22 protein-coding genes are annotated in these 21,218 nt (G+C 65.3%); 16 read left to right on the top strand and 6 right to left on the bottom strand.

Annotation, left to right across the window (positions count from 1 at the left end):
• The first annotated feature begins 4 nt into the window (after positions 1-4).
• The 16 genes from C8C94_RS08315 to C8C94_RS08240 all read left to right on the top strand — a co-directional run bounded on the left by C8C94_RS08315 (position 5) and on the right by C8C94_RS08240 (position 16,047).
• Positions 5-331 (top strand): hypothetical protein, encoded by a 327-nt coding sequence (locus C8C94_RS08315; RefSeq protein ID WP_121420402.1) that lies wholly within the window; start codon positions 5-7, stop codon positions 329-331.
• A 17-nt stretch (positions 332-348) separates the two neighbouring features.
• Entirely contained in the window at positions 349-1,077 is a 729-nt protein-coding gene (locus C8C94_RS08310; protein ID WP_121420401.1) for a response regulator transcription factor, read from the top strand.
• Complete coding sequence (locus C8C94_RS08305; RefSeq protein WP_121420400.1) at positions 1,074-2,486, top strand: HAMP domain-containing sensor histidine kinase; 1,413 nt, start codon at positions 1,074-1,076, stop codon at positions 2,484-2,486. The genes C8C94_RS08310 and C8C94_RS08305 overlap by 4 nt, the downstream gene beginning before the upstream one ends.
• A gap of 395 nt (positions 2,487-2,881) precedes the next feature.
• On the top strand, positions 2,882-3,847 hold the full coding sequence (locus C8C94_RS08300; protein ID WP_121422772.1) for an ABC transporter substrate-binding protein: 966 nt from the start codon (positions 2,882-2,884) through the stop codon (positions 3,845-3,847).
• A 22-nt stretch (positions 3,848-3,869) separates the two neighbouring features.
• Complete coding sequence (locus C8C94_RS08295) at positions 3,870-4,706, top strand: ABC transporter permease (RefSeq protein ID WP_121420399.1); 837 nt, start codon at positions 3,870-3,872, stop codon at positions 4,704-4,706.
• On the top strand, positions 4,703-5,482 hold the full coding sequence (locus tag C8C94_RS08290) for an ABC transporter ATP-binding protein (protein ID WP_121420398.1): 780 nt from the start codon (positions 4,703-4,705) through the stop codon (positions 5,480-5,482). The genes C8C94_RS08295 and C8C94_RS08290 overlap by 4 nt, the downstream gene beginning before the upstream one ends.
• A gap of 18 nt (positions 5,483-5,500) precedes the next feature.
• On the top strand, positions 5,501-6,313 hold the full coding sequence (hutC, locus tag C8C94_RS08285; RefSeq protein WP_121420397.1) for a histidine utilization repressor: 813 nt from the start codon (positions 5,501-5,503) through the stop codon (positions 6,311-6,313).
• Between the two features lie 65 nt (positions 6,314-6,378).
• A complete protein-coding gene (hutH, locus tag C8C94_RS08280) occupies positions 6,379-7,920 on the top strand; it encodes a histidine ammonia-lyase (protein WP_121420396.1) in 1,542 nt (513 codons plus the stop codon).
• Between the two features lie 39 nt (positions 7,921-7,959).
• A complete protein-coding gene (hutU, locus tag C8C94_RS08275; protein WP_121420395.1) occupies positions 7,960-9,684 on the top strand; it encodes a urocanate hydratase in 1,725 nt (574 codons plus the stop codon).
• Positions 9,685-9,742: 58 nt separating this feature from the next.
• On the top strand, positions 9,743-10,624 hold the full coding sequence (locus tag C8C94_RS08270) for a phytanoyl-CoA dioxygenase family protein (RefSeq protein ID WP_121420394.1): 882 nt from the start codon (positions 9,743-9,745) through the stop codon (positions 10,622-10,624).
• 33 nt (positions 10,625-10,657) lie between these two features.
• Positions 10,658-11,272, top strand: a complete 615-nt coding sequence (locus C8C94_RS08265; RefSeq protein ID WP_199731221.1) for a HutD family protein — start codon at positions 10,658-10,660, stop codon at positions 11,270-11,272.
• An 89-nt stretch (positions 11,273-11,361) separates the two neighbouring features.
• Positions 11,362-12,645 (top strand): imidazolonepropionase, encoded by a 1,284-nt coding sequence (gene hutI, locus C8C94_RS08260; protein WP_121420393.1) that lies wholly within the window; start codon positions 11,362-11,364, stop codon positions 12,643-12,645.
• Positions 12,642-13,481, top strand: a complete 840-nt coding sequence (locus tag C8C94_RS08255) for an alpha/beta fold hydrolase (RefSeq protein WP_121420392.1) — start codon at positions 12,642-12,644, stop codon at positions 13,479-13,481. Before hutI ends, C8C94_RS08255 begins: the two co-directional genes overlap by 4 nt.
• A 3-nt stretch (positions 13,482-13,484) precedes the next feature.
• Entirely contained in the window at positions 13,485-14,867 is a 1,383-nt protein-coding gene (locus C8C94_RS08250) for a formimidoylglutamate deiminase (RefSeq protein WP_121420391.1), read from the top strand.
• Positions 14,868-14,888: 21 nt separating this feature from the next.
• Positions 14,889-15,707 carry an N-formylglutamate deformylase gene (hutG, locus tag C8C94_RS08245; protein ID WP_121420390.1) on the top strand — a complete coding sequence of 273 codons (819 nt, stop codon included), beginning with the start codon at positions 14,889-14,891 and terminating at the stop codon, positions 15,705-15,707.
• A gap of 130 nt (positions 15,708-15,837) precedes the next feature.
• A complete protein-coding gene (locus tag C8C94_RS08240; RefSeq protein ID WP_055394068.1) occupies positions 15,838-16,047 on the top strand; it encodes a hypothetical protein in 210 nt (69 codons plus the stop codon).
• Between the two features lie 60 nt (positions 16,048-16,107).
• On the opposite strand, the gene asd is transcribed toward C8C94_RS08240, so the two are convergent.
• From asd to C8C94_RS08210, 6 genes are all read right to left on the bottom strand, one after another.
• A complete protein-coding gene (gene asd / locus C8C94_RS08235) occupies positions 16,108-16,959 on the bottom strand; it encodes an archaetidylserine decarboxylase (protein WP_121420389.1) in 852 nt (283 codons plus the stop codon).
• 62 nt (positions 16,960-17,021) lie between these two features.
• On the bottom strand, positions 17,022-17,735 hold the full coding sequence (locus C8C94_RS08230) for an ABC transporter ATP-binding protein (protein ID WP_121420388.1): 714 nt from the start codon (positions 17,733-17,735) through the stop codon (positions 17,022-17,024).
• 1 nt (position 17,736) lies between these two features.
• Complete coding sequence (locus tag C8C94_RS08225) at positions 17,737-18,510, bottom strand: ABC transporter ATP-binding protein (protein ID WP_121420387.1); 774 nt, start codon at positions 18,508-18,510, stop codon at positions 17,737-17,739.
• The gene (locus tag C8C94_RS08220) at positions 18,503-19,501 is read right to left on the bottom strand and encodes a branched-chain amino acid ABC transporter permease (RefSeq protein WP_121420386.1); all 999 of its coding nucleotides are present in this window, start codon (positions 19,499-19,501) and stop codon (positions 18,503-18,505) included. Before C8C94_RS08220 ends, C8C94_RS08225 begins: the two co-directional genes overlap by 8 nt.
• 73 nt (positions 19,502-19,574) lie before the next feature.
• On the bottom strand, positions 19,575-20,438 hold the full coding sequence (locus C8C94_RS08215; protein WP_121420385.1) for a branched-chain amino acid ABC transporter permease: 864 nt from the start codon (positions 20,436-20,438) through the stop codon (positions 19,575-19,577).
• Between the two features lie 21 nt (positions 20,439-20,459).
• Positions 20,460-21,101 (bottom strand): LysE family translocator, encoded by a 642-nt coding sequence (locus tag C8C94_RS08210; protein ID WP_121420384.1) that lies wholly within the window; start codon positions 21,099-21,101, stop codon positions 20,460-20,462.
• Positions 21,102-21,218: the final 117 nt, after the last annotated feature.

The following is a 21,218-nucleotide window of genomic DNA, read 5'->3' as shown; positions in this document are numbered from 1 at the left end:
TCACATGTCTCCTACGCTGGAACCCATCCACCGCCTGGCACAGGGCGTGCGCAAACATGGGCCTGCGCTGCTGGCGGGCATGCCCGACCCCCACGACGAGTTGATGTCGCTGGTCTGGGGGCCGCGTTTTGACCGCGAACATGCCCTGGGCCTGGTCGCTCGCCAGCCTGCGGCCGCAGCGCAGACCCTGCCGGCGCTGCTGGCCGCCGCAGACCACTTTGACACGCTGCATTCCGGCGCCCAGGGCCGCCTGCGCAAACTTATCGTGCGACACCGCGCATTGCGTGTGGTGGACACCGCTCGGGGGCCCGCCCACGGAGCGGATGCCTGACGGTGTGAGAATTGCGCATGCACCGCATCCTGCTTATTGACGACGACGCGCAGCTGGGCCCGCCACTGGCCACCTACTTCCAACGGTTCGAGCTGGAGTTGATCCATGCCCTCAAACCGAGCGACGGGCTCGCCCAGCTGGCGACAGGCGGATTTGATGCCGCCATCCTGGATGTCATGCTGCCCGAAATGGACGGGTTTGAGCTGTGCCGCACCATTCGCAAGCAGGGCGATCTGCCCATCGTGATGCTGACCGCCCGAGGCGAGGTGATGGACCGGGTGGTGGGGCTGGAGCTGGGAGCCGATGACTACCTGCCCAAGCCTTTTGAGCCGCGTGAATTGGTGGCCCGACTGCAGACCGTGCTGCGCCGCCGCCGGGCCAGCGCGCCCGGGAACGGCTCGGGTGCCACGTTGGAGTTTGAAGGCCTGAGCATTGATGCAGCCCGCCGCAGCGTGTTGCGCCAGGGGGTGGCGTTGGAGCTGACGGGCACCGAATTCGACCTGCTGCACCTGTTGGCCCGGGAGCCTGGCAAGGTGTTCAGCCGCGACGACATCCTCAACCAGCTGCGCGGGCATGAGGCCGAGCTGTACACGCGCGCGGTCGATATTGTGGTCAGCCGCCTGCGCAAGAAGCTGGAGCCGCTGGACTGCATCAAGACGCTGCGCAACGCGGGCTATTCGCTGGCACTGCGCAGGGCGGTCAGTGCTCCGCCTGGCGCCCCTTCTTCGGCATCGACCTGGCCATGAAGCCCTCCGATTCACAGCTCGGGCACGATCCCGCCTGCCCATGGCACCGACGTGCGCGCGATGCCGTCGGGTATTCGCTGCGCATCCGCCTGGTGCTGGTGTTCATGGCACTCGCCGTGACCGTGGCCGTGGTCTTCATGGGTGGCATGCAGAAGGTGGTTGCTCTGGGCTGGAAGGAGGCCGCACGTCCGCTGCTGATGGACTATGTGGACCGCCTCACCGCTGAGATTGGCAGCCCGCCCAGCATCGAGCGGGCACAGGCCATAGCCGACCGGCTTCCGGTGACGCTGCGCATCGACGGGCCGCAGATCCACTGGGATTCGCACCCCGATCGGCCGCGCCCGGACTGGATGAGCGACAAGGTCCAGCGCCAGGACCACTGGAGCCGCGATGACACCGGCTACCGCCTTCTGCAGCGCACCACAGCCGATGGCCACCACATCGAATTCGGGCTGAACGCGCTGTCGTGGGACAAGCGCCCGCGCATCGCATGGGGCACGCTCACGGTGTTGCTGCTGCTCACAGCGCTGGCCTTTGTGTATGTGCGCCACCTGTTGCGGCCCCTGGACGACATCCGGCATGGTGCGCGGCGCTTTGGCAATGGCGACTTTGGTGAACCTATTCCGGTGCGCCATGCGCACCGGCCCGATGAGCTGGGACAGCTGGCGGGCACCATCAACACCATGGGCGAAGACATCCACCAGATGCTGGAGGCCAAGCGGGCGCTGCTGCTGGCCATGAGCCACGAGCTGCGCAGCCCCCTCACACGGGCGCGCTTGAACACCGAGCTGTTGCCCGAATCGCCCGATGTGCTTGCCCAGCGCGCAGCCCTGATGCGCGACCTGGGTGAAATGGCACGGCTCATTACCGACTTGCTCGAAAGCGAGCGCCTGGCCGGGCGTCATGCGGCCCTGCACCGCGAGCCCACTGACCTGGCCGAGCTGGCGCGTGAGGTGGTGGCGGAACTGGAAGTGCGCCACCCTGGGGCAACAGCGATCACGCTGCTGGTGCCCGGCACTTTGCCCACCTGCATGCTCGACCGGTCCCGTGTGCGCCTGCTGATGCGCAATCTGCTGGACAACAGCCTGCGCCACAACGACCCCGCAGCCCAGCCGCCGCAGATCGAACTGCGAATGAACGAAGGCGTGGTGGAGATCGAAGTGCGGGACCACGGCCCCGGCGTGCCGCCTGCGCATCTGCCGCATCTGGCCCAGGCGTTCTACCGCCCCGACACGGCGCGCCAGCGCACCACAGGGGGGGTAGGGCTGGGGCTGTATCTGTGCCGCCTGGTCACGCAGGCCCACGGCGGCACCCTGCTGGTGCGCAATGCGGAACCGGGCCTGAGAGTCACGGCGCGCTTGCCGTGTCCTGACGGTGCGGCACAGGCAACTGCTGGCGCGCCAGGCTGAGCGCGGCGCAGTCCACGCCGATATCTGGCGCACACGGGTGGTGCGCTTGTGGCCTGCATCGAGATGGCGCAACGGGTGCTGCTCCAACCCGCCCTGGCAGCCCTGTGCTTTGCGGTAGGTGTCAAAATAATGCCTGAAATGGCTGCTAGCGCTTTATGGGTAAGCGCTAATAGCTATTATTTTAATAGTGAAATTGCCAGGCCCATGGAGACCCAAGCCGCCAAGCCAGATCAGCTGGCCCCGATCTTGCTCAACTCTGGCACTACCTCCGCACATGGTGAGGGCCTAGCGTTTACCCTGTATATACAGGTATGCTCCGGCTGTCATCATGGCAACCGGCACGCAGGCGTCCCGGCTGGGTGGGCCAACGAACTTTCTTCACACAGGAGCAGATGATGACTCGATCGGTTGCGAAATGGACGTCGCTGGCAGCGGCAACGGCATGCGTGATGGCACTGGCCGCACCGGCCCAGGCGCAGGACACCAAGATTGTGCTGGGCATGTCCGGCTGGACGGGCTTTGCGCCGCTCACCCTCGCCGACAAGGCGGGCATCTTCAAGAAGAACGGCCTGGATGTGGAGATCAAGATGATCCCGCAGAAGGACCGCCACCTGGCCCTGGCCTCCAAGTCCATCCAGTGCGCTGCCACTACGGTCGAGACGCATGTGGCCTGGAACGCCAACGGCGTGCCCATCGTGCAGATCTTCCAGATGGACAAGTCCTACGGTGCCGACGGCATTGCGGTGCGTGGCGATATCAAGAGCTTTGCAGATCTCAAAGGCAAGACCATCGGCGTGGATGCGCCCGGCACCGCGCCTTACTTCGGCCTGGCCTGGATGCTGAGCAAGAACGGCATGAGCCTCAAGGACGTGAAGACCACCACGCTGTCGCCCCAGGCGGCCGCGCAGGCCTTCGTGGCGGGCCAGAACGACGCCGCCATGACGTATGAGCCCTACCTGTCCACCGTGCGCGACAACCCCGCCTCGGGCAAGATTTTGGCCACCACGCTCGACTACCCCATGGTGATGGACACCGTGGGCTGCGACCCCACCTGGCTCAAGGCCAACGGCAAGGCCGCGCAGGCGCTCGCCAACTCGTACTTCCAGGCGCTCGACATGATCAAGGCCGACCCGACCAAGTCCAACGAGATCATGGGCGCTGCGGTCAAGCAGACGGGCGAGCAGTTCGCCAAGTCGTCGTCCTTCCTGCGCTGGCAGGACAAGGCTGCCAACCAGAAGTTCTTTGCGGGCGAACTGCAGGCTTTTATGAAGGACGCCACGGCCATCCTGCTGGAGGCCGGCATCATTCGCAAGGCGAATGAAGACCTGGCGGTCACCTTCGACGCGAGCTTCATCAAGTAAGAAACTGGAAGAAGAACGCGCCATGTCTGCCGTGCAACCCCTGTCCGTTACCGCGCCAAAAGCCCCTGTGCGGCGGCGTTCACTGGCTCCACTGGAGCCTGTGAGTGCCCGCGCCCGTTGGTTGCTGGGCTTTGGTTTTTTTGTGTTGTTTGTGCTGGTGTGGGCGTTTTTCACGCTGGGCGGCTATGTGTCGCCCACGTTTTTGGCCAGCCCCGTCACCATGGCCAAGGAGGGCTGGCTGCTGTTTGCAGAGTATGGCTTTCACAAGGACATCGGCATGACGGTGTGGCGTGTGTTCGGCGGCTTCATCCTGGCCGCTGTCATCGCCGTGCCGCTGGGCATTGCCATGGGTGCTTACAAGGGCATCGAGGCGTTCTTCGAGCCCTTCGTTTCGTTCTGCCGCTACCTGCCCGCGTCGGCCTTCATTCCGCTGCTGATCCTGTGGGCGGGCATTGGCGAGGCGCAGAAGATCCTCGTCATCTTCATCGGCTCGGTCTTCCAGATCACGCTGATGGTGGCCGTGACCGTAGGCGGCGCGCGGCGCGACCTGGTGGAGGCTGCCTACACCCTGGGTGCGGGCCACAAGGGCATCGTCACGCGGGTGCTCATCCCCGGTGCTGCCCCCGACATTGCGGAAACCCTGCGCCTGGTACTGGGCTGGGCCTGGACGTATGTGATCGTGGCCGAGTTGATCGGATCGTCGAGCGGCATCGGCCACATGATCACCGACAGCCAGTCGCTGCTCAACACCGGCCAGATCATCTTCGGCATCATCGTCATCGGCCTTATCGGGCTGGTGTCCGACTTCGCCTTCAAGGCCCTCAACCACCGGCTGTTTGCCTGGAGTTTCGTGCGATGAGCTCTGTTTCCATTCAAGCCGTCTCGCGCGTTTTCGAGACTGCCAAGGGCCAGCGCACGCAGGCGCTGCAACCGGTGGACTTTGAAGTGCGGGACAACGACTTTGTGACCATCCTCGGTCCCTCGGGCTGCGGCAAGTCCACGTTGCTGCGGATCGTCGCGGGGCTGGACCATGCCACCAGCGGCCGCGTGCTGCTCGATGGCGCACCGGTCGAAGGCCCCGGGCCCGAGCGCGGCATGGTCTTCCAGAGCTACACGCTGTTCCCCTGGCTCACCATCGAGCAGAACATCCGCTTTGGCCTGCGCGAACGCGGCATGCCCGAGGCACAGCAAAAGGAACGCGCCGCGTACTTCATCGCCAAGGTGGGTCTGCGTGGCTTCGAGCAGCACTTTCCCAAGCAGCTGTCGGGTGGCATGCAGCAGCGCACCGCCATTGCGCGCGCGCTGGCCAACGACCCCAAGATCTTGCTGATGGATGAGCCCTTCGGTGCGCTCGACAACCAGACCCGCGTGCTCATGCAAGAGCTGCTGCTGGGCATCTGGGAGGCCGAGCGCAAGACGGTGCTTTTCGTCACCCACGACATCGACGAAGCCATCTTCATGGCCAACCGCGTGGCCGTGTTCAGTGCCCGGCCCGGCCGCATCAAGACCGAGCTGGCGGTGGACCTGCCTCACCCGCGCCATTACACGATCAAGACCAGTCCCGAGTTCATGGACCTCAAGGCGCGCCTCACCGAAGAGATCCGCGCCGAATCCATTGCGGCGGACCTGCACTGACCTGAACCCGCACACCCCATGAGCGCCCGTCCTTCCCCCCGCACCGCCGCCACTGCACCCCGCAGTGCCACGCCCGCCAAGGCCGTGGCCGCAGTGGCTGCGCCCGCGCAGGCCATGGCGCTGTACGAGCAGGTCAAGGACCACATCTCGCGCAAGATCCAGGAAGGCATCTGGCGAGCGGGCGACCGCCTGCCCTCCGAGAACGAGCTGGTCACCCAGTTCGGCATCTCGCGCATGACCGTGAACCGCGCGCTGCGCGAGCTGGTAGAGCAGGGCCGCATCGTGCGCGTGGCGGGCGTGGGCAGCTTTGTGGCCGAAGACAAGCCGCAGTCCACGCTGCTGCAGATCGCCAACCTCGCGAGCGAGATCCGCCAGCGCGGGCACGACTACCGCTGCGACGTGCTGGCGGTAGAGCGCATCTCGGCAACGCTCGAAGTGGCCGCCGCGCTGGACCTGCGCACCGGCGAGTCGGTGTTCCACTCGCTGTGCATCCACCGCGAAGATGGCCTGCCCGTGCAGCTCGAAGACCGCCATGTGAACCCGCGCCAGGTGCCTCAGTTCGCCGCGCAGGACTTCACGCTGCTGCAACCCTCCGAGTACCTGGTGCGCAACGTGCCCTTCGACCAGATCGAGCATGTGGTCGATGCCGTCATGCCCACCGCGGAGCAGGCCACGCTGCTGGAGATGTCGCCGCAGGAGCCCTGCCTGCTGCTCACCCGCCGCACCTGGTCGCGCGGCGTACCCATCACCGTGGTGCGCTGCCTGCACCCCGCTACCCGCTACCGTTTGGGCAGCCGTTTCCGAGCCGACGGCAACCCCGTCGCCGGTTGAAAGTTTTTCGCCAAAAGCTCAGAATTTTTTCGCTTGTACCTACTTGTATATACAGGATCAACGCCATGACAAAAGCCACCACTTCCTCCCTGACCCTGCTCCCCTGCCATGTGTCGTTGGCCGCGCTGCGCAGCATCTATGCCGCGCCCGTGCAATTGTCGCTGGACCCGTCCGCGCGGGCCCTCATGCAGGCGTCGCTGGCCACGGTGCAGCGTATCGTTGATGAAGACCAGGTCGTCTATGGCATCAACACCGGCTTTGGCAAGCTCGCCAGCACCAAGATTGCGCACGAGCGCCTGGCCGAGCTGCAGCGCAACCTGGTGCTGTCGCACAGCGTGGGCACGGGCGATGCGCTTGCGGACGATGTGGTGCGCCTCATCCTTGCGACCAAGGCCATCAGCCTGGCGCGTGGCCATTCGGGTATCCGGCCCGAGATCGTGGATGCGCTGCTGGCCATGGCCAACGCCAATGTGCTTCCTGTTATTCCGGCCAAGGGTTCCGTCGGAGCATCGGGTGACCTGGCGCCGCTCGCCCACCTGGCCTGTGTGCTAATCGGGGAAGGGCAGGCCAAGGTGGATGGCAAGGTGGTGCCCGGTGCCGAGGCCATGCGCTCCATCGGTTTGCAGCCGTTTGTGCTGGGTCCCAAGGAAGGGCTGGCGCTGCTCAACGGCACGCAGGTGTCTACCTCACTCGCACTGGCCGGGCTGTTCGGCGCGGAGAGCGTGTTTGCCGCCGCGCTGGTCGCGGGCTGCCTGTCGCTCGAAGCCATCAAGGGTTCGGTCAAACCCTTTGATGCACGCATCCATGAGGCACGCGGTCAGTCCGGACAAATCGCCGTGGCGGCCGCCGTGCGCGCGCTGCTGGACGGCAGCGCCATCGACCCTTCGCACCCGAACTGCGGCCGCGTGCAAGACCCGTACTCCATCCGCTGCGTGCCGCAGGTGATGGGCGCGTGCCTGGACAACCTGCACCATGCCGCGCGCGTGCTGACCATCGAGGCGAACGCCGCGTCGGATAACCCCCTGGTTTTCGACAACGGTGACGTGATTTCTGGCGGCAACTTTCACGCCGAGCCCGTGGCCTTTGTGGCCGACATCATTGCGTTGGCCGTCGCCGAGATCGGCGCGATTTCCGAACGCCGCCTGTCGCTGCTGCTGGACCCCGGCCTCTCGGGCTTGCCTGCCTTCCTGATCCGCGACAGCGGTGTCAATTCGGGCTTCATGATCGCCCAGGTCACCGCCGCCGCGCTGGCGGCCGAGAACCAGTGCCTGGCCAACCCCAGCAGCGTGACCAGTTTGCCCACCTCGGCCAACCAGGAGGACCATGTCTCCATGGCCACCTACGGCGCACGCCGACTGGGCGACATGGTGCGCAACGCGGCCGTGATGGTGGGCATCGAGGCCATGGCCGCTGCGCAGGGCATGGAGTTCGACCGCAGCTTGAAATCCTCCCCGCTCGTCGAAGCACAGTTCGCCGCCATCCGCGAGCGTGTGGCCTACCTGGAGCAAGACCGCTACCTTGCCACCGACATCGAAGCCATGCGCGCATGGGCCCAGCAATCTGCATGGCCTGAAGCGCTCACGCAGTGCCTGCCCAGCTTCGCCTGATTTTTTCCACGCACACCCACTGATTCACAGGAGCACACCATGAACGCCAACGACGCCATCATCGCCGCCGCCTCCAACACCGACCCCCGCCACGACGCCAGCCGCGTGATCCGCGCGCCGCGCGGCACAGAACTCACGTGCAAGAGCTGGCTCACCGAAGCGGCCTACCGCATGATCCAGAACAACCTGGACGCCGAAGTGGCCGAGCGCCCGCAGGACCTGGTGGTGTACGGCGGCATTGGCCGTGCTGCACGCAACTGGGAGTGTTATGACCAGATCCTCGCTTCGCTCAAGGACCTGAACGACGACGAGACCCTGCTCATCCAGTCCGGCAAGCCCGTGGGCGTGTTCAAGACCCACGCCAACGCGCCGCGTGTGCTGCTGGCCAACTCCAACCTCGTGCCCAAGTGGGCTAACTGGGAGCACTTCAGCGAACTGGACCAGAAGGGCCTGTTCATGTACGGCCAGATGACCGCCGGCAGCTGGATCTACATCGGCACGCAAGGCATCGTGCAGGGCACGTACGAGACCTTTGCCGAGGCGGGCCGCAAGCACTACGGCGGCTCGCTCGAAGGCAAGTGGATCCTGACCGCAGGCCTGGGCGGCATGGGTGGTGCACAGCCGCTGGCCGCCACCTTTGCGGGCGCGGTGTCGCTCAACATTGAATGCCAGCAAAGCAGCATCGACTTCCGCCTGCGCACGCGCTACGTGGACAAGCAGGCGCGCGACATCGACCATGCGTTTGAGCTGATCCAGCAGCACACCGCAGCCAAAGAGGCCGTGTCGATTGCGCTGCTGGGCAATGCCGCAGAAATTCTGCCCGAGCTGGTGCTCCGCGCCAAGGCCGGTGGCTTGAAGCCCGACCTGGTGACCGATCAAACGTCGGCCCACGACCTCGTCAACGGCTACCTGCCTGCAGGCTGGTCGGTGGCCCAGTGGCGTGCCGCGCAGCAGGACGTGACCCAGCACGAGGTGCTGAAAAAGGCCGCTGCCAAGTCCTGCGCCGTGCACGTGCAGGCCATGCTCGACTTCCAGCACATGGGCATTCCGGTGGTGGACTACGGCAACAACATTCGCCAGGTGGCGTTTGACGAAGGCGTGAAGGACGCGTTCGACTTCCCTGGCTTCGTGCCCGCTTACATCCGCCCGCTGTTCTGCGAAGGCAAGGGACCGTTCCGCTGGGTGGCGCTGTCGGGTGACCCGGAAGACATCTGCAAGACCGACGCCAAGATCAAGGAGCTGTTCCCCGAGAACAAGCACGTGCACCGCTGGCTCGACATGGCGGGCGAGCGCATCGCCTTCCAGGGCCTGCCCGCCCGCATCTGCTGGCTGGGCCTGGGCGAGCGCCACATCGCAGGCCTGGCCTTCAACGAGATGGTGAAGAACGGCGAACTCAAGGCCCCCATCGTGATCGGCCGCGACCACCTGGACACCGGCAGCGTGGCCAGCCCCAACCGCGAGACCGAAGGCATGAAGGACGGCACCGACGCAGTGAGCGATTGGCCGCTGCTCAACGCGCTGCTCAACACCGCAGGCGGCGCCACCTGGGTCAGCTTGCACCACGGCGGCGGCGTGGGCATGGGCTACTCGCAGCACTCGGGCATGGTCATCGTGGCCGACGGCACCGAAGCGGCGGCTCAACGCCTTGCCAATGTGCTGGTTAACGACTGCGGCAGCGGTGTGATGCGCCATGCCGATGCAGGCTACGAACTGGCCGTGGAGACGGCGAAGAAGCAGGGCCTGAAGCTGCCGATGATCAAGTAAGCCCGTCGATACTCGCGGGATATGTTTGTCTGTACGTTTGATCTGGAGGTGAGGTGCCATGTCCGATGTTTCGTCTGGGGTTTTGCCGCGACCGTGGCAGGCACGCCTGCGCGAGCGATTGAGCGACCAGCAGGTCGCTGATTTCGCTCGCGACGGCGCCATCTGCATCAAGCAGTTGCTCACGCGCGATGAGGTGGCACTGCTGCGCGATGGCATCGATGCCAACCTGGCCGCACCCAGCCCACGCGCCAAAGTGGCCAGCAGGCCGGATGACCCGGGCCGCTTCTTCGAGGACTTCTGCAACTGGCAGGACATCCCGCAGTTTGGCCGCTTTGTGCACGAGACACCGCTGGCGCTGGCTGCGCAGCGCCTGATGCAGTCGCGCACCGTGCGGCTGTACCACGACCATGTGCTGGTGAAGGAGCCGGGCACCCGCCAGAGGACGCCCTGGCACCAAGACCAGCCGTACTACAACATCGAAGGCATGCAGAACATCAGCATGTGGATACCGGTGGACCCGGTGTCGCGTGCGGCCACGCTGGAGTTTGTGGCCGGTTCGCACAAGGGGCCGTGGCTCATGCCGCGCACCTTCATGGACAACCAGGCGAAGTGGTTCCCCGAAGGCAGCCTGCAGGATCTGCCTGATGTCGAGGCTGACCGCGATGCCTTCCCCATCGTGGGCTGGGAGATCGAGCCCGGTGACGTGGTGTGTTTTCACATGCTCACGCTGCATGCGGCGGGTGGGGTAGAGGGCACTAACCGCCGCCGCGTGTTTTCGGTGCGGTTCCTCGGCGACGATACGCGCCATTCGCCCCGGCCGTGGAAGACCTCGCCCGAGTTTCCGGGCCTGGCCGACGAGTTGCCCGCTGGCGCGGAGATGGACCATCCGCTGTTCCCGCTGCTGGTCACGGGCGCAGAGCCGACCACCGCAACATCCTGATTGATGAACACGACAACAACGACAACGACACCGATGGCAATGCACTTTTTTGACCTGGCCACCACGCCCAGCATGCCCTGGAAAAACGGCGGCGGCAGCACGCAGGAGCTGGCATGCTGGCCCCCGGGCGCCGACATGAACAGCTTTGAGTGGCGCGTGAGCCTGGCCACGGTGGACCGGCCCGGGCCGTTCTCGGTCTTCCCGGCCATTGATCGCCAGATCATGCTGCTGGGCGGTGACGGCCTGCACCTGCGCAGCCCGGGCTGGGAGCACCGGCTGGAGCAGCGCTGGAAGCCGTTTGCTTTTTCGGGCGATGACGCGGTGGATGGCGCCATGCTGGGCGGCACTTCCAAGGACTTCAACCTCATGCAACGGCGGGGCCTGTGGCAGGGCCCGCTGCAGGTGGTAAGCGATGCGCAGTCGCCCGGCGACACGCCCGCAGGCCTGTGCCTGGTGCTGCAGGGCGATTGGCAATGGGTGGCGCAGGGCGCCGGGCCGCGCGGGCTGGCGGCAGGGCAGGGCTTTTGGTGGGCGGGCGAGGGTGGTGCAACGCCGGGCCAACTGGAGCCGCTGCATGCTGGGGCCGACGCCGATGCGCCCGCACTGGTCTGGATCGCCTTGCAGCGCGGTGCAGCCCCCAAAATTTGAATAAAAATGACCGCCATCGCTTGATGGATAAGCGCTGGTAGCTATTATTTATATAGCATTCAACACGGAGCCCACGGGTGGGCAGGCAGATGCAACACAACGACAACCCCAGTCACCCCAATGGATGGGCCGCCAGCCAGAACGCCGATGGCGTGTGGCAGAACCTGAAACCCGCGCCCGGCCTGTGGGTGGCCGATGTGCCCGTGCCCGAGGGCCAGCCCGCCTGCGTGGTGGTGCAGCAAGGCCAGATGGCCTGGGTGGGGCCCGAGGCGCAGTTGCCTGCCGCCTACCAGGCATTGCCGCGCCGTGATGCGCGGGGCGCACTCGCCACCCCCGGGCTGGTGGACTGCCACACGCACCTGGTCTATGGTGGCCAGCGTGCCAACGAATTCGCCATGCGCCTGGCCGGTGCCACCTATGAAGAAGTGGCCAAGGCGGGTGGGGGCATTGTGTCGTCGGTCAAGGCCATGCGTGCGGCGTCAGAAGACGAACTTTTTGCCCAGGCTGCTCCGCGCCTGCAGGCTTTGCTCGATGAAGGCGTGTGCGCCGTCGAGATCAAATCGGGCTACGGCCTGGCGCTGGAACATGAGCGCAAACAGCTGCGCGTGGCCCGCCGCCTGGGGGAGGTGTTTGGCGTGACTGTCTGCACCACCTTCCTGGGCGCGCACGCGCTGCCGCCCGAGTACGCAGGCCGCAGCCAAGCCTATGTCGATCTAGTCTGCAAGGAGATGCTGCCCGCGCTGGCCGCCGAGGGCCTGGTGGATGCGGTGGATGTGTTCTGCGAACGCATCGCCTTCACGCTGGCCGAGACAAGCCAAGTCTTCCGGGCTGCGCAAAAGCTGGGTATTCCCGTCAAGCTGCATGCCGAGCAGCTGTCGGACATGGGCGGCTCGGCGCTGGCAGCACGCTACGGCGCGCTGTCATGCGACCACATCGAGCACCTTTCGGCCGACGGCATCGCTGCTATGAAGGCCGCAGGCACCGTGGCCGTGCTGCTGCCCGGTGCCTACTACACGCTGCGCGACACGCACCTGCCGCCCATCGCGCAGCTGCGCGCAGCGGGCGTGCCCATGGCCGTCTCCACCGACCACAACCCCGGAACCTCGCCCGCGCTCAGCCTGCTGCTGATGGCCAACATGGCCTGCACGCTGTTCCGCCTGACGGTGCCCGAGGCGCTGGCTGGTATCACCACCCATGCCGCGCGCGCGCTGGGCTTGCAAGATTCCCACGGCCTCATCGCATCTGGCAGGCCCGCCAATTTTGTGCTGTGGCCTGTGGGCGAGGCGGCCGAGCTGGCCTACTGGCTGGGCCAAAAGCCCGACTGCACCATCGTGCGGCAAGGGCGTATTGCAAGGGCAAGGAGTGAGGCATGAGCATGGCTGTATCGGAACTGCGCTTGGGCCCCATGCCCGGGCGCCAGCAAGGGCAGGGGGCGCCCGTGCTGCTGGTGCACGGTGCGCTGGCCGATGCGCGGATGTGGTCGGCCCACCAGAGCCATCTGGCTGCGCGCTGGAACACACTGGCCGTCACGCTGCGCTACTTTGGTACGGAGGCTTGGCCCGACGATGGCCCGCCCTTTGGATTGGCCGCGCATCTGGATGACCTGGTGCGTGCCATCGACGCATGGGGCCAGGGCCCGGTGCATCTGGTGGCCTGGTCGTATTCAGCACATGCCGCTTTGTACATGGCGCGGCACCACGCCACGCGGCTGCGCAGCGTGTTCGTGTACGAGCCAGGCTTTCCGACCTATCTGCAGGAGCCGGAAGCGCTGGCACGCTTTCAGGCCGATGCACAGCTCATGTACGGCCCGCTGGCCGAGGCCGTTTTGCAGGGCGATCTGGCCGCTGCTACCCGTGCCCTCATGGATGCCTCAGGCCAGTCGCCGGGGTACTTTGACCGCCAGCCTGCAGAGCGGCGTGCCCTGCAACTGGACAACGCGCACACGCTGCCGCGCATCATGTCGCAGACGCCGCCGCTGCCGCTGTCTGCCACCGACCTGGCGGCCATCACGCTGCCTGTGTGCATTGCCCAGGGCGGTGACACACGCCCCGTCTTTGGCGAAGTCGCCAGCGCTGCGGCGCGTGCCATGCCGCAGGCGCGCCATCTGGTGGTGCATCAGGCCACCCATATGTGGCCTGACGAGGCGCCGCAGGCTTTTTGCGACGCACTGGAAGCCTTCTGGCGCAGCGCCTACCCTTCTGGAGCGTGATCCATGAATGAGCTGTTTGTCCCGAACGCCCTGCTGCCCACCGGCTGGGCGCGCAATGTACTGCTGCAATGGGATGGGGCTGGGCGCCTTTGCACCGTCACACCGGAAGCCGCTGTGCCACAGGGCACTCCCGTGGCCCCAGGGCCTGTGCTGCCTGGTATGCCCAACCTGCATTCGCACGCCTTCCAGCGCGCGTTTGCGGGCCTCACCGAGTACAGGGGGGAAAGTCAGGACAGCTTCTGGAGCTGGCGCAACCTGATGTACCGCTTTGCCGCACGCATCACGCCCGAGTCTCTGGAGGCCATCGCCACCTGGCTGTATGTGGAGATGCTGGAGGCAGGCTACACGTCGGTGTGCGAGTTCCATTACGTGCACCACGACCAGGATGGCACACCGTATGCCGACGATGCCACGCTGTCGCAGGCATTGCTGCGCGCAGCGCGCAACGCGGGCATGGGCATCACGCTGCTGCCGGTGCTGTACCAGACCAGCGGGTTTGGCGCCAAGCCGCCGCGTGCAGACCAGGCCCGGTTCATCCGCAGCACGGACAACATGCTCTCATTATTGGAGCGGCTCACGCCCGCTGCACAGGCGCAAGGGGCCGTTTTGGGTCTTGCACCGCACTCGCTGCGTGCGGTGCCGCCCGACAGCCTGGCCGCTGCTGTGCAGGGCCTCACGGCGCTTAACCCCGAGGCCCGTATCCACATCCACATTGCTGAGCAGACGCAGGAGGTGGACGACTGCATTGCCTGGAGTGGCCAGCGCCCTGTGCAGTGGCTGCTGGAGCACGCGCCGGTGGATGAGCGCTGGTGCCTGGTGCATGCCACGCACATGACGCCGCAGGAATACGCCGATGCTGCCCGCACGGGTGCTGTGGCTGGCATCTGCCCCACCACGGAAGCCAACCTGGGCGACGGCATCTTCGACATGCCGCTGTGGCTGCAGCACGGCGGCCGTTGGGGCGTGGGCTCTGACAGCCATGCCTGCGTGAACGCGGCCGAGGAACTGCTGATGCTCGAATACGGCCAGCGCCTGTCGCTGCGCCAGCGCAATGTGCTTGCCAATGCAGCGCAGCCCGAAGTTGCGACGGCCATGACCTTGCAGGCCGTTGCAGGCGGGTCGCAGGCCGCAGGGCGCGCCATTGGCGGCATCGCAGTGGGGCAGCAGGCCGACCTGGTGGCTCTCAATGCGCAGCATGTGGCGCTGCGCGATCTGCCCGCGCACAGCATGCTGTCGGCCCATGTGTTTGGCAGCCACCGCACCTCCGCCATTGACAGTGTGTGGGTGGCGGGCCAGCGGCGCATCGCTGCTGGCCGGCACGCACTGCACGATGGTGCTGCCCATGCGTTTGTGACCGCGCGTTCCGCCACCATCGCGCCAGATTGAACCCATACCTTTGGATTTGTGATGACTGATACCTCTCCACCACCTTTTGTTCTCTACCCCGGTACCGCACCGCTGCTGGTGTCCATGCCCCACGCGGGCACCTATGTGCCCCCGGCGCTGGCGGCCCGCTTTACCGACGAGGCCCGCCAGGTGCCCGACACCGACTGGCACATGGAGCGGCTGTATGCGTTTGCCAAAGACCTGGGGGCTTCCATCCTCGTAGCCACGCATTCGCGGTATGTCGTCGATCTGAACCGCCCGCCCGACGGCACCAGCCTGTATCCCGGCCAGAGCGTCACCGGCCTGTGCCCGGTCGATACCTTTGATGACACGCCCATCTACGCCCAAGGGGATGTGCCGGATGATGCAGAGGTGGCGGCGCGGCGCGATGCGGTGTGGGTGTCATACCACGCACAACTGCGTGCCGAGCTGGACCGCATCAAGGCCCGGCATGGCGTGGCGGTGCTATGGGATGCGCACTCGATCCGCTCGGTACTGCCGCGCTTTTTTGAGGGCAAGCTGCCCGACCTGAACCTGGGCACGGCCAATGGCGAAAGCTGCAACCCCGCCCTGGCGCAAGAACTGCTGTCGATTGCACAACAAGCCACTGGCTACACCGCCGTACTCAACGGCCGTTTCAAGGGCGGGCACATCACACGCCACTACGGCCAGCCAGAGCAAGGCGTGCATGCCATCCAGCTGGAAATGACACAGTGCAGCTACATGCAGGAGGCCTTGCCATTTGACTATCTGCCGGAGGTTGCGGCGCGCGTCCAGCCCCATCTGCAGCGCATGTTGACTGCGGCGCTGGCCTTCGCCACGTCAGCATCAAAGGCTTGAGCTTGCTCAAGCTTGTGAGCTAGCCCTCTCACTGTTGATGGGGGTTCGGTGCTACCATGGGCCAGCGGTCCACATCTGGCCGCTGAGAGGGCTCCCTGTTGGCCCACTCAAGCGGAAGGAGCCGCACCCCATGGATCCAACCGCCTATTACTACATGCCCCATTTCAAGCCTGGCGCTTCCGTCCAGTGGAAGCAGCAGCGCGAAACGGTCAGCCATGTGGTCATCCGCCGTAATGCGCTGATGATCTATCTGGTGGGCAACGACACTGCGGTGCACCCCGACACCCTGCAACTGGCCCCCACCGCGTTTCAGCTGACGCGCGTCCCGGACCGGATCTGACGGGCTGGTGCACAGGGCAGGGTGCTTACCACCCTTTGTCTGTCGCAAGGCTGCGGTCGCTCAGACTGCCCCGCGCTGTGCCATGGCCTCGCCCAGCTGAATCGCCCGCATCGGAGCCCACTGCGGGTTGAATTGCAATGGCCCCCGGGGAAACAACATCACCACCGTGGAGCCGAGCAGGAAGCGGCCCATTTCTTCACCCTGCTGCAGGCTGACCTGACCTTTGGCGTAGTCCCACTGCCGTAGCGTGCCCGTGCGTGGCGGGTTGACCTGCCCGTGCCACACGGTGGCCATGCTGCCCACGATGGTGGCGCCCACCAGCACCAGCACAAAGGGCCCCTGGGCCGACTCAAAAAAGCACACCACGCGTTCATTGCGCGCGAACAGGCCGGGCACACCTCGTGCCGTGGTCGGGTTCACCGAAAACAGATCGCCCGGCACATGCACCATGCGCGTCAGCTCGCCCGCGCAGGGCATGTGGATGCGGTGGTAGTCGCGCGGGCTGAGGTACAGCGTGGCGAAGTGGCCGTTGTCAAAACGGGCTGCTGCTTCCGCATCGCCGCCCACCAAGGCGGTGGTGGAGTAGGTGTGCCCCTTGGCCTGGAAAATCTGGTCCTTGGCAATGGGGCCAAACTGGCTGATGGCGCCATCCACGGGGCAGATCAGGTCTGCCGCCGCCAGCGGGCGGGCCCCGGGTTTCAACGCACGCGTGAAGAAGTCGTTGAACGATGCGTAGCTGGTGATGTCGGGGTTGGCGGCCTCGCCCATGTTGACGTTGTAGCGGGCCACAAAGCGGCGGATCACCGAGGTGGTCAGTCCGCCCAGCTGGGCCGACGCAAATTTGCCAGCCAGGGTGGTCAGTGCCTGCTTGGGCAGGAGGTATTGCGGCAGAACTGCCAGGCGATCGGACACGGGCGAACCCCTCGAAGACGAAAGCGAACGATTCTATCGGCGGGGCGCCATCGACCGCATGCTCATACCCCGAGGTACTGGTCCAGCAACTGCGGCTGCGCGTGCAGTGCGTCCGAACTGCCCTCGAACACCACCTGGCCCTTGACCAGGATGATGTTGCGGTCGGTGATCTGCGTGACGTGTTTCCAGTTCTTGTCCACGATGACGCTGCTGATGCCGCTGTCCTTGATCAGGCTGCAGATGCGCCAGATCTCGCGGGCGATCAGCGGGGCCAGGCCTTCGGTGGCCTCGTCGAGGATGAGTACGTCGGGGTTGGTCATCAGCGCGCGGCCAATGGTCAGCATCTGCTGCTCGCCCCCGCTGAGCTGCTGGCCGCCGTGGCCGAGGCGCTCCTTCAGGCGCGGGAAGGTCTCCAGCACACGCTCGTAGGTCCAATCGCGCTGGCCGCGTGTGCCGGCGCGCGCGGCCATCTGCAGGTTCTCGACCACGCTCAGGTTGCCAAAAATGCCACGGCCTTCCGGCACGTAAGCGATTCCCAGGCGCGCCACCTCATAGGGTGGCTTGCCCGTCATATCGCGGCCCGCCACGGCCACGCTGCCAGAGCGGGGCTTGACCAGGCCCATCAGGGACTTGAGCAGGGTGCTCTTGCCCATGCCGTTGCGGCCCATGAGGCCGATGGTCTCGCCCTGGCCCACGGTGAAATCAATGCCGTGCAGGACGTGGCTGCTGCCGTAGAAGGTGTGGATGCCCTTGGCATCAATCCATGGTGCGCTCATCTCAGTGATCCTCCCCCAGGTAAGCGGCTTGCACTGTGGGGTCGGCTCGCACCTCGGGCGGTGTGCCATGGGCGATCACTTCGCCGTTGACCATCACCGTGAGGTGGTCGGCCAGCGCAAACACGGCATCCATGTCGTGCTCCACCAGCATGATGGCGTGGGCGGGCTTGAGGCGCTGCAGCAGCTCGACCATGCGTTCCGCTTCGGCCACGCCCATGCCCGCCAGGGGCTCGTCGAGCAGCAACACCTGGGGCTCCGTGGCCAGGGTCATGGCGATCTCCAACTGGCGCTGCTCGCCGTGGCTCATGGCACCGGCAATCGCCATGCGCCGGTCTTTCAAGCCAGAAAGCTCGATAGCGCTTTCCAGGCGGGCGTTGGTAGCTCTGTTTTTGATAGTGTTTGCACGTGTGTCCTGCCACCAGCGCAGCGGGTTCCAGGGCTGCTGCGCATCGCGCGACTGCGCGGCCAGGCGCACGTTTTCATGCACTGTGAGCGGCAAAAAGATGTTGGTTTTTTGGTAGCTGCGCCCCAGGCCCTGGCGCGATATGCGCTCGGGCGCCCAGCCGGTCACATCGGTGCTGCCAAGTTGCACTTGGCCCGCGCTCGGTGGAAGGTCGCCCGAGAGCAGGTTGGTCAGTGTGGACTTGCCCGCGCCGTTGGGGCCGATCACGGCATGGATCTGACCACGCCAGAGGTCCAGCGATACGCCGTTGACAGCGGCCAGGCCTCCGAAGCGTTTGGTGAGCTGGCGGGCCGAGAGCAGAGCATCAGCCATGGTGAGAATCCTCCTGCGCTTTGGCGGCCCGGCGCTGCCCCAGCATGCCCAGCAACCCGCGCGGTGCTGCCACCACCACCAGCACGATGAAGCTGCCCATCAGCAGTTGCCAGTGTTTGGTGATGTCCTTGAACACATGCAGGAGATACTCAAAGGCAAAGGCGCCCACGATGGCCCCGGCAAAATTGCCCATGCCACCCAGGATGATCATCATGATGGCGTGGGCGCTCATGTGAAAGCCCATCAGCTCCGGGTTCACATAGCCTGTCTGCGCGCCCCACAGGTAGCCAGCCAGCCCGGCCAGTGCACCTGCCACGGTGAAGGCGGTGAGTTTGTAGCCCTGAGTGCCAAAGCCCATGGCACGCATGCGGTGCTCGTTGATGCGGATACCTGAAAGTGCGCGGCCCAGCGGGCTCCAGAGCAGGCGGCGCAGCAGCACGTAGACGAGCAACACCAACGCCAGCGTGAAGTAGTAGAAAGTCTTGCGGCCTTCGAGGTCGAACGGCAGCCAGCCAAAGATGGAGGCGTCGGGTCGGAAGTTGATGTACACGCCATCCGAGCCGCCCAGCACCTTGTTGTCGAAGAACAGATAGAACACCATCTGTGCGAACGCCATGGTGACCATGATGAAGTAGATGCCGTGCGTGCGCACCACGAAGAAGCCGATGATCAGCGCCACCAGCCCGGCACCCGCCACCGCCAGGGGCAGCGACCACCACAGGCTCACCGGCGTATCGGCGGGCGTGAGAAAGGCGAGGGCATAGCCCGCCACCCCAAAGTAGGCGGCGTGGCCCAGCGACACCAGGCCAGTCACGCCCTGCAGCAGATCCAGGCTCATTGCGAAGATGGCCATGATCATCATGCGTGTGACCATCTGCACGTAGAAGTCGCTGCCGACAACCGGGAACAGCAGCAGCGCAGCCAGCCCCAGTGCCAGGGCGAATTGCACGCTGCGCGGCAGCACTTCGATATGGGCGCGGGGTGTGCTCATAGGGAGCCACCGGGCTGTGAAGCGTGTATGGCGTGGGAAGAGCGCGAAGTGACAGTGGCAAGCATCGGGGTCATCATTGTTTGAACAGGCCTTCGGGTTTCCACAGCAGCACGGCCGCCATCAGCATGTAGACCAGCATCCCGGCCATCGACGGCAGCAACACCTTGCCAAAGGTGTCCACCAGCCCCACAAGCAGGGCCGAGATCAGGGCGCCACGCACGGAACCTATGCCGCCGATCACCACCACCACAAAACACATGATGAGAACGGACGAGCCCATGTTGGGATAGACGCTGGATACCGGCGCGGCCACCATGCCCGCGACGGCCGCCAGGCCCACGCCCAGCGCAAAGACGATGGCGTGGATCAGCTTGATGTTCACCCCCAGCGATTCGGCCATGTCGCGGTTGAAGGCGCCTGCGCGGATCTTCATGCCCAGCCGCGTTTTGGAGATCAGCAGGTACAGGCCCAGCGCCAGCGCCATGCACACGCCGGAGATGAACAGCCGGTAGACCGGGTAGGAAAGGGTGTCGGTGAGCGGAATGGACCAGTCCAGCATCGCTGGAATCGGGACGCCGTGCACGTCGTCCCCCCAGAGGATGGAGCGCAGTTCCTCAAAGATGTAGATGAGGCCGAAGGTCAGCAGCACCTGGTCCAAGTGGTCGCGGTGGTAGAAGTGGCGAAACAGCAGCCACTCCAGCGCCAGGCCGAACAACACGGCCAGCACGGCACCCCCCAGGATGGCCAGCGTGAGGCTGCCAAAGTGGCCCGACAGCGAATAGCCGAGATAAGCCCCCAGCATGTAAAAGCTGCCGTGCGCCAGATTCACCACCCCCATGATTCCGAAAATCAGCGTGAGGCCGGCGGCCAGCATGAACAGCAGCAGCCCGTACTGCACGCTGTTGAGCAACTGGATCAGGAAAGTGGCGAAGTCCATGGTGGGCAAACAGACAGGGGATCAGGTAGCGCGGCGTGTCGCCAGCAAAAGGGTGCCCATCAACGTGAACAGGCCGCCCGAAATGCGGTTGAACCAGCGCATGCGTGCGCCAGAGCGCAAAACGGGTGCCAGCCGTGCTACACCCAGTGCACACAGCGTGAGAACCGTGAATTCAAAAGCCACAAAGGTGCTTGCCAGCACGGCAAACTGCGGCGCCCATGCGGCGGTCGGGTCCAGAAACTGGGGGAAGAACGCCGTGAAGAACAGCAGGGCCTTGGGGTTGCTGCCGCCCACGATCAGACCCTGGATGTAGAGCTTGCGCGCGGGCACCACGGCCTTGGTTTGCGTGCCGTTGGCGGGCATCTCGTCAAACACCGTTGTCTGGCTGCGAAACGTCTTGATGCCAAGCCAGATCAGATACGCCGCGCCGGCAGCCTTGAGCACCCAGAAGGCGGTTTCCGATGCCGCCAGCAATGCGCCAAGGCCCAGGGCCGAAAGCAACATGGTGCCCAGCACTGCCGTCACGCTGCCTGCAGCAGCGGCGAGGGCCTTGCGCGGGCCGTGCTGCAGAGAATTGGTCATGCACATGAGCATCGTCGGGCCGGGCGAAAGAACCAGCAGGGCCACTGCGGCAAGGTAGAGCAGGTAGGTACTGAGCGACATAGGATTGGGTGGAAGGCAAGGTGGCCGCAAAGTCCGGGCGCACAGCAGACAGGCCTGCCATGGCGGCAGTCCATCAATGCATTGTGTCAAAGCTGCGGGGCGGACCGGACCCGAAGT

The organism is Acidovorax sp. 94 (assembly GCF_003634645.1).
Taxonomy (GTDB): Bacteria; Pseudomonadota; Gammaproteobacteria; order Burkholderiales; family Burkholderiaceae_C; genus Acidovorax; species Acidovorax facilis.
This window is presented reverse-complemented; position numbering and strand designations above follow the sequence as displayed.

Coding starts and splice junctions, on each gene's coding strand:
- C8C94_RS08250 (WP_121420391.1), top strand. CDS start 13,485: ATGAATGAGCTGTTTGTCCCGAACGCCCTGCTGCCCACCGGCTGGGCG.
- C8C94_RS08265 (WP_199731221.1), top strand. CDS start 10,658: ATGGCAATGCACTTTTTTGACCTGGCCACCACGCCCAGCATGCCCTGG.
- C8C94_RS08300 (WP_121422772.1), top strand. CDS start 2,882: ATGACTCGATCGGTTGCGAAATGGACGTCGCTGGCAGCGGCAACGGCA.
- hutC (WP_121420397.1), top strand. CDS start 5,501: ATGAGCGCCCGTCCTTCCCCCCGCACCGCCGCCACTGCACCCCGCAGT.
- C8C94_RS08230 (WP_121420388.1), bottom strand. CDS start 17,735: ATGAGCGCACCATGGATTGATGCCAAGGGCATCCACACCTTCTACGGC.
- hutH (WP_121420396.1), top strand. CDS start 6,379: ATGACAAAAGCCACCACTTCCTCCCTGACCCTGCTCCCCTGCCATGTG.
- C8C94_RS08255 (WP_121420392.1), top strand. CDS start 12,642: ATGAGCATGGCTGTATCGGAACTGCGCTTGGGCCCCATGCCCGGGCGC.
- C8C94_RS08210 (WP_121420384.1), bottom strand. CDS start 21,101: ATGTCGCTCAGTACCTACCTGCTCTACCTTGCCGCAGTGGCCCTGCTG.
- C8C94_RS08270 (WP_121420394.1), top strand. CDS start 9,743: ATGTCCGATGTTTCGTCTGGGGTTTTGCCGCGACCGTGGCAGGCACGC.
- C8C94_RS08315 (WP_121420402.1), top strand. CDS start 5: ATGTCTCCTACGCTGGAACCCATCCACCGCCTGGCACAGGGCGTGCGC.
- C8C94_RS08290 (WP_121420398.1), top strand. CDS start 4,703: ATGAGCTCTGTTTCCATTCAAGCCGTCTCGCGCGTTTTCGAGACTGCC.
- C8C94_RS08225 (WP_121420387.1), bottom strand. CDS start 18,510: ATGGCTGATGCTCTGCTCTCGGCCCGCCAGCTCACCAAACGCTTCGGA.
- C8C94_RS08215 (WP_121420385.1), bottom strand. CDS start 20,438: ATGGACTTCGCCACTTTCCTGATCCAGTTGCTCAACAGCGTGCAGTAC.
- C8C94_RS08305 (WP_121420400.1), top strand. CDS start 1,074: ATGAAGCCCTCCGATTCACAGCTCGGGCACGATCCCGCCTGCCCATGG.
- C8C94_RS08310 (WP_121420401.1), top strand. CDS start 349: ATGCACCGCATCCTGCTTATTGACGACGACGCGCAGCTGGGCCCGCCA.
- C8C94_RS08240 (WP_055394068.1), top strand. CDS start 15,838: ATGGATCCAACCGCCTATTACTACATGCCCCATTTCAAGCCTGGCGCT.
- C8C94_RS08295 (WP_121420399.1), top strand. CDS start 3,870: ATGTCTGCCGTGCAACCCCTGTCCGTTACCGCGCCAAAAGCCCCTGTG.
- hutI (WP_121420393.1), top strand. CDS start 11,362: ATGCAACACAACGACAACCCCAGTCACCCCAATGGATGGGCCGCCAGC.
- C8C94_RS08220 (WP_121420386.1), bottom strand. CDS start 19,501: ATGAGCACACCCCGCGCCCATATCGAAGTGCTGCCGCGCAGCGTGCAA.
- hutU (WP_121420395.1), top strand. CDS start 7,960: ATGAACGCCAACGACGCCATCATCGCCGCCGCCTCCAACACCGACCCC.
- hutG (WP_121420390.1), top strand. CDS start 14,889: ATGACTGATACCTCTCCACCACCTTTTGTTCTCTACCCCGGTACCGCA.